Origin of the sequence: Streptomyces sp. ActVer (genome assembly GCF_027270795.1) — a bacterium.
GTDB lineage: Bacteria > Actinomycetota > Actinomycetes > Streptomycetales > Streptomycetaceae > Streptomyces > Streptomyces umbrinus_A.
The window spans coordinates 1-5,692 of the sequence record NZ_JAPWHT010000574.1 but is presented as its reverse complement, the minus strand read 5'-3'; the positions used below and the strand labels follow the sequence as shown (position 1 = coordinate 5,692).

General features: G+C 70.6%; 8 protein-coding genes and 2 pseudogenes. 3 read left to right on the top strand and 7 right to left on the bottom strand.

The window, feature by feature from the left end:
• The 3 genes and pseudogenes from O3Q52_RS47800 to O3Q52_RS47790 all read left to right on the top strand — a co-directional run.
• Positions 1–708: pseudogene (locus O3Q52_RS47800) on the top strand (hypothetical protein); the annotation flags it as partial.
• An 88-nt stretch (positions 709–796) separates the two neighbouring features.
• Positions 797–952 carry a hypothetical protein gene (locus tag O3Q52_RS47795; RefSeq protein WP_269654728.1) on the top strand — a complete coding sequence of 52 codons (156 nt, stop codon included), beginning with the start codon at positions 797–799 and terminating at the stop codon, positions 950–952.
• A gap of 146 nt (positions 953–1,098) precedes the next feature.
• Complete coding sequence (locus O3Q52_RS47790; protein WP_269654729.1) at positions 1,099–1,356, top strand: chaplin; 258 nt, start codon at positions 1,099–1,101, stop codon at positions 1,354–1,356.
• 119 nt (positions 1,357–1,475) lie between these two features.
• Here the strand turns inward: O3Q52_RS47790 and O3Q52_RS47785 are convergent, their stop codons facing one another.
• From O3Q52_RS47785 to O3Q52_RS47755, 7 genes and pseudogenes are all read right to left on the bottom strand, one after another.
• Positions 1,476–2,342, bottom strand: a complete 867-nt coding sequence (locus tag O3Q52_RS47785; protein WP_269654727.1) for a tyrosinase family protein — start codon at positions 2,340–2,342, stop codon at positions 1,476–1,478.
• The gene (locus O3Q52_RS47780; protein WP_269654726.1) at positions 2,326–2,838 is read right to left on the bottom strand and encodes a tyrosinase family oxidase copper chaperone; all 513 of its coding nucleotides are present in this window, start codon (positions 2,836–2,838) and stop codon (positions 2,326–2,328) included. Before O3Q52_RS47780 ends, O3Q52_RS47785 begins: the two co-directional genes overlap by 17 nt.
• A gap of 60 nt (positions 2,839–2,898) precedes the next feature.
• On the bottom strand, positions 2,899–3,405 hold the full coding sequence (locus tag O3Q52_RS47775) for a hypothetical protein (RefSeq protein WP_269654725.1): 507 nt from the start codon (positions 3,403–3,405) through the stop codon (positions 2,899–2,901).
• 99 nt (positions 3,406–3,504) lie between these two features.
• Entirely contained in the window at positions 3,505–4,086 is a 582-nt protein-coding gene (locus O3Q52_RS47770) for a vitamin K epoxide reductase family protein (protein WP_269654724.1), read from the bottom strand.
• Positions 4,087–4,088: 2 nt separating this feature from the next.
• Positions 4,089–4,586: a DUF5949 family protein gene (locus tag O3Q52_RS47765; protein WP_269654723.1), complete on the bottom strand. Its 498-nt coding sequence runs from the start codon at positions 4,584–4,586 to the stop codon at positions 4,089–4,091.
• Between the two features lie 234 nt (positions 4,587–4,820).
• Entirely contained in the window at positions 4,821–5,114 is a 294-nt protein-coding gene (locus O3Q52_RS47760) for a hypothetical protein (protein WP_269654722.1), read from the bottom strand.
• Positions 5,115–5,333: 219 nt separating this feature from the next.
• Positions 5,334–5,692: pseudogene (locus O3Q52_RS47755) on the bottom strand (hypothetical protein); the annotation flags it as partial.

Below are 5,692 nucleotides of genomic sequence, written 5' to 3'. Positions count from 1 at the left end.
GCAGACCAGCAATGCCGCGAAGAGATAGGCGTCCGCGCCGGCCAGCGCGCCGCCGCTCTGCTGCACGGTGAACGCGAACACCCGACGCGCGTCCAGAACGTGCCCCCGCGGGGGCGCAGGGGACGCCCGGCCCTCATCGCCACCGTCGCCGTCGTCGTGGCCGCCCTCGCGACGGCCGCGACCGCGCTCGTCCTCAACCTGCGCGATTCGGACGGCGACGACAACAAGGCCAAGGGCAGCGGCGTTTCGGCGTCCGGCACCGCGACCTCCCCGTCCGCGAAGCAGACGCCTACGCCCGAATCGACACCCGCGCCGTCGAAGGAGGCCTCGCAGCCGGCCGCGTCCCCGTCCGAGGAGGCGACCACCACGCCCGCCACCGGCGGCCGGTGGATCGCCCAACTGTTCTCCGAACCGGTCGGCTCCGGCACAGCCACAAGGGACCAACGGCTCGCAGCCATCCGCAAGTCCGTCCCCGAGGCGGTCTACGTCCGCAGCGACGACTACGCCTCGCTCCGCCCGGGCTTCTGGGTCATCTACGCCCCGGGCCCGTTCACCGACGGCCGCGCCGCCCTGAGCTTCTGCGCGGACCGCGGCAGGACCACGTCGACCACCTGCGTCGGCCGCTACCTGAGCACGGCGTCGGCGGACTACAGCCTCCAGTGCAGCCCCCCGGCCGCCAGCCCGAAGGGCCGCTGCACACGCCAGTGAACCGGGGCCCGACGCGCGGTTGCACCGGGGCCGACCCCGGCGCAACCCTCAGACGCCCCCCATCTCACCCCGATGTCATCCCCGAGATATGTCAGAAGTCTTTCGTACGGTCCTGGTGCCGGCCCTCGCCCTCGACCTGGGCCGCTGGTTCTGGTGGCCCGGCCGCCTGTTCCACGAGCCGGGGCCGGACCGCCGCCAGGAACCGAACAAGGAGGACACTCATATGCTTTATCACCCCATATGAAGCATCTTGGTGGATGATGCCCCGTTGAGCACCGTTACCCCCTGGGGGCCCTCGCGTTGAACGGTCTGTGCGGTCGCGTCGGAGCAGCCGCGCTCACCGAAATCGAAGGAGTGAACGTGAAGTCTCGCATCGCGAAGGCGGCCGGTGTGGCCCTCGGCACGGGTGCCGTTGTGATCAGTGGAGCCGGTCTGGCCATGGCGGACGCGGGCGCCGAGGGCAAGGCCGTCGGCTCGCCCGGCGTCCTGTCGGGCAACGTCATCCAGGTCCCGGTCAACGTGCCGGTCAACGTCTGCGGCAACACCGTGAACGTCATCGCCCTGCTGAACCCGACGTTCGGCAACAAGTGCGCGAACCTCGACGACGGCCCGAAGGGTCACCCCGGCCCCAAGGGCTACGGCAACTGAGTTACCGCACTCACGCGAAGGCCCCCGGCGGTACACACCACCGGGGGCCTTCCCCCGTCCACCTGTCCACCTGTCACGCGTCACCGAACACCCGTCCCCCGTCCCCCGTCACCGGCGCATCAGACGTACCGGTAGATCCGGCTGTGGTCCTCCAGTTCGTCCGGCGTCATGCCCCACGGCGGCATCTCCTCGTGCCGCGCCACCACCCGCCCCCGCCGCCGGTCCCCGAGCTCAGGCGGTGACGCTGGCAGATACCGGGCCCCTCGGTGCCGCTTCTGCCAGCGGGTCCAGAGCAGGTCCACGAAGGAGTGGTGCAGCCAGAAGACGGGGTCGTTGACCGAGGCGCCGCCGAGCATGTGCCCGCCGACCCAGCGGTGCACGCGATTGTGGTTGCGCCAGGCGTCGTTGCCCTGCCCGGTCCCCCACCCTTCGAGCTTGTTCCGGAAGCCGCGGGAGGAGGTGGAGTCCCAGGGCGCCGTGTCGTACACGGGGTCCTGGAGGGCCTTCGCGAGTTCGTCCGCGGTCGGGAGGGCGAGCGGATCGTGGGGCCGGCCGAGGTCGCGCATGAGGTACTCGCCGTCGGTCATCGACTCCTTGACGACCCACTTCTTGTGCCGGTACGCGAACGGCCCGGTCGTCACCTGCCGGTCGGAGCGCCTCCCGTTGCCCCCGAGCAGGTCCTCCCCCCACAGCGAGGCGGCGGGCGTCCGGTCCTTCGTCCAGTCCCAGTACGGCACGGACACCCCGGAGTCGACCCGCCGCAGCGCCCGCTCCAGCTCCAGCAGGAACCGCCGGTGCCAGGGCAGGAAGGAGGGCGCCATATGGGCCGTACGCAGTCCGCCGTCGCCGTCCGACACGTAGTGGTCGATGTGGATGCGGACGAACTCGTCGTACTCGCCGGTGCGTTTGATCTCCAGGAACGCGCCGACGAGCCTGCGCCGCTCGGCCTTCGTCAGCGCGCTCACGTTCTTACGCGTGTACGCCATGCCCGTGACCCTCCCCCTGCCCCGCCTCCGCAGCCGCCGCGCGCAGCCGCAGTGTGCCGCCCAGTTCGTCGACGGCCCCGCGGGCGGCGGCGAGCGGCGTCGGATACGACTGGTAGTGGTCGATCATGGTCAGATAGCCGCCGTCGGCCCGCCGCATGAGGTGCAACGGCCGGTCGTCCACGGTGACCCGCCACTGTCCGGCCGGTGCGGGACCGGCGGCACCGGCGCGCCGGACCCCACTCGTCGTTTCCTCGACGCCTGAGGCGTCCTTGACCCCGCGAATCCGTCGTCCGCGGTACATCTCGTCGAACCCGGACGCGAGATCGGTCTCGGACTCAGTCCCGAACTCCGCCTCGGACTCGGCCGGTTCGCCGGACGCGGGCGGTTCGGCGCGCGACGGTCGCGAGGCCGCGACGAGCGGAGCCAGGGCGGCGGTGACGGCTGCGACGAGCAGCCCTCTCAGGACGTCTCGCCGCGTGCCGTTCTCCACTGCCACCCGTACTCCTCCATGAACTGTTGGGCCCGGACGGCCGGTCGGCCGGTCGGCCCGTTGTGTCTACAGCCCGGGCGCGAAGCCCAGGTTCGCCCCCGGTGCCGCCTGCAGAACCGGCGCGAGGAGACCGACCTCGGGCAGCTTCGGGGCCGGGAGACCGAGCTTGTCCGCCTGAGGCGCGGTCAGCGGAGCGTCCAACGAGGCACCCGGCGTCAGGGCACGCAGGTCCGACGTGGGCGTGCTGGCGGCGACGTGGTCGAAGGTGTCCCCGAGAACGCGCGGCACCGGCGTACGCAGGTCGAGGGACGGCAGGTCGCTGGTGACCGGCAGCTGCGGGACGGCCCGGTCCGGCAGCAGCCGGCCCTCGACGTACCGCGGCCCGTCGGGGTTGCCCGGCGTGGGCAGCGGCAGGGTGCCGCCGATACTGGGCATCTCCATGTTCAGCGAGTTCTCCACACCGTCCAGCGGTACGGCGACCGGGATCCCGTCGGCCGCGACGGCGGGCGTCGCGACGGCGGCCGCCACGCAGGTGACGACGGCGGCAAGAGTTCCTCGGGTGGTCGACTTCATCTCAGGTACGGGCCTTTCGGGATTCGGGGGGCTGCGTCCGAAACGCGTAACGACCCGGCCAACGACAACAGATCAAAATTCCCCCGGTGGATGCAATTGTCAGCTCGTCCAGAAGTCCCACCAACGCGTCAACACGAGCATTCCGATGATCCCCAGATGCAGGACCGGCAGCACCCACGTGAATTCGGCGAGGAATCCCTTCACCCAGCCGGGTGCGGGCAGGAATTCATTTCGTACGTTGAACGACGTGACGTACCAGAACATGACGACGGTGGCGATCCAGGCGAGGCAGCACCACAGGCACAGCGCGTTGATGCTGTAGAGCGACTCGTACTGGAGCCACGTCACGAATCCGACGCCGAACAGCGTGCCCGCGTCGAGCGTCAGCCAGTACCAGCGCGGGAACGCGGCACCGGCCAGCAGGCTCGCGCCGACGCAGATCACGATGCCGTAGGCGACCAGACCGAGCATCGGGTTGGGGAACCCGAAGGCGGAGGCCTGGTCGCTCTTCATGATGTTGCCGCAGGAGACGACCGGGTTCAGGCTGCAGCCCGGGGTGAAGTCCGGGTCCTCCAGCAGCTTGAACTTGTCGATGGTGATGACCCAGGAGGCCAGCAGTCCGGCCGCGCCCGTGATCACCAGCAGCAGGGCGAACGCGCGGCCGGCGCCCGCTGTGCGCATCGTCAGCCGCGCAGGCTGCGGGCCGGGAGGAGCGCGTGCGCCGCGCTGTTCAGGGTCTTCTCGTCGCCGGCGAAGGCGGCCAGGGCCTCCGGCGCGACGGGCTTGCCCGGCTCGGCCTCGGGCCAGGGGCGGGTGGTGAACAGGAAGTAGGCGTAGCCGCGTTCGCCGACCGCGGCGAGCCACTCCGGCGGCACGGAGCACTGGGCGTTGAGGTGGGCCATGGTGACGACGGCCTGGCCGGCCTCGACGAGGAGACTGACGGGGAAGCTGGGCTGCCGGGTGCCGTCGACGATCTCGTCGCCGACGGGCAGGCCGCTGCGGTGCAGCAGTTGCTCGACGGCGGCCGTGGAGCCCTCGGGGCCGCCCTCGCCGTCACCGAGCGAGTAGGCCAGCAGGAAGGGCATGTCGCCGTCGGGGTGTTCGCCGCTCCACGCCATCACGACGAGCGTGCCGAGGTCGGCGGCACGGAAAGAACGCGTTTCGCTTGATGTTGAGGTCACCGCGGAACCGTATCGACGCGCCGGAATGCGTCCGCTCCGTTTCTCACTCGCCCGGGGGATTTCCGGCCGGGTCTCCACACGAACGGGGGACGGTGTCGAACGGCCGGAAAGAACAATCGGAACGGCGCGAATAATCGGAGAACGGGACGAAGGGCCGGCTCCATGTGATGCGGAACCGGCCCTTCGTCACTTCCGGAGTTACGGTCGATGCCGCGTCCGGAGTTACGTCCGAAGTCACTTCTGGAGGGGAAGTCCGCCCAGGAGCCCCGTGGGACCCTCCGCCGAGTTGAGGGCCTTCGTCGCACCGTCGACGGTGTTCAGCACGGAGTCCTTGTTCGACGTGTCGAGCGCGTTCGACTGCGACTGCAGGGGCATGGCGTCCACCGGCTCGTTGGTGAGCGCGGTGAGCGCCGAGTCGAGGCCGCCGTTGAGACTGGAGGGCGTGAGGTCGGCGGCAAAGGCGGGCGCTGCGGCACCAGCGATGACCAGGGACCCGGCGACGACAGCGGCGGCCTTCAGGGACTTCATCGTGTTCCTTTCTTCGGCAACTCACGTCGCCAGAGGGAAATTTCGCTGAACTGCGCCCTGCCCAACGATCCCCGTTCCGGGCGGAAACTCCGTTCGCCGAAAATTTCTGGAAGCCACCCAATTGAAGGGTGTGTCAAATCCTCAAATGGGATCCCTCATACGAAAACAGCCGTCGGGCCGGCCCGGGTGACGGGCCGGCCCGACGGCCGGGATGTGCGGTCAGGACGGCAGCAGGCCGCCGGTGGGCAGCGGCAGCGCGCCCGTCGGCAGGGGCAGCTTGGGCAGACCCGGCAGGTTCGCCGCGGGCAGGCCGCCGCCGAGGACCGTGGCGACGACGACGTTGACGAGGCCGGTCACGACGGCCAGCGCGGCCGCCGCGACACCGGCGACGTCACCGCTGGTGGCGGCCTTGACAAGGGAGTCGACCGCGGCCTGCAGGGCCTTGAGCGCGTCGGCCTTGAGGTCGAGCGGGGCCTCGGCGACCGCACGCTCGGCGTCCTTCGGCATCGGCAGCGCGGGGGCCGCCGGAAGCTTCGGCACCTCCGGCAGCGCGGCCGGCGGGGCGACCGGCGTGACGG

Excerpts from the sequence above, each read along its gene's own strand:
- O3Q52_RS47760 (WP_269654722.1), bottom strand. The coding sequence starts at position 5,114 with ATGAAGTCCCTGAAGGCCGCCGCTGTCGTCGCCGGGTCCCTGGTCATC.
- O3Q52_RS47795 (WP_269654728.1), top strand. The coding sequence starts at position 797 with ATGTCAGAAGTCTTTCGTACGGTCCTGGTGCCGGCCCTCGCCCTCGAC.
- O3Q52_RS47775 (WP_269654725.1), bottom strand. The coding sequence starts at position 3,405 with ATGAAGTCGACCACCCGAGGAACTCTTGCCGCCGTCGTCACCTGCGTG.
- O3Q52_RS47770 (WP_269654724.1), bottom strand. The coding sequence starts at position 4,086 with ATGCGCACAGCGGGCGCCGGCCGCGCGTTCGCCCTGCTGCTGGTGATC.
- O3Q52_RS47785 (WP_269654727.1), bottom strand. The coding sequence starts at position 2,342 with ATGGCGTACACGCGTAAGAACGTGAGCGCGCTGACGAAGGCCGAGCGG.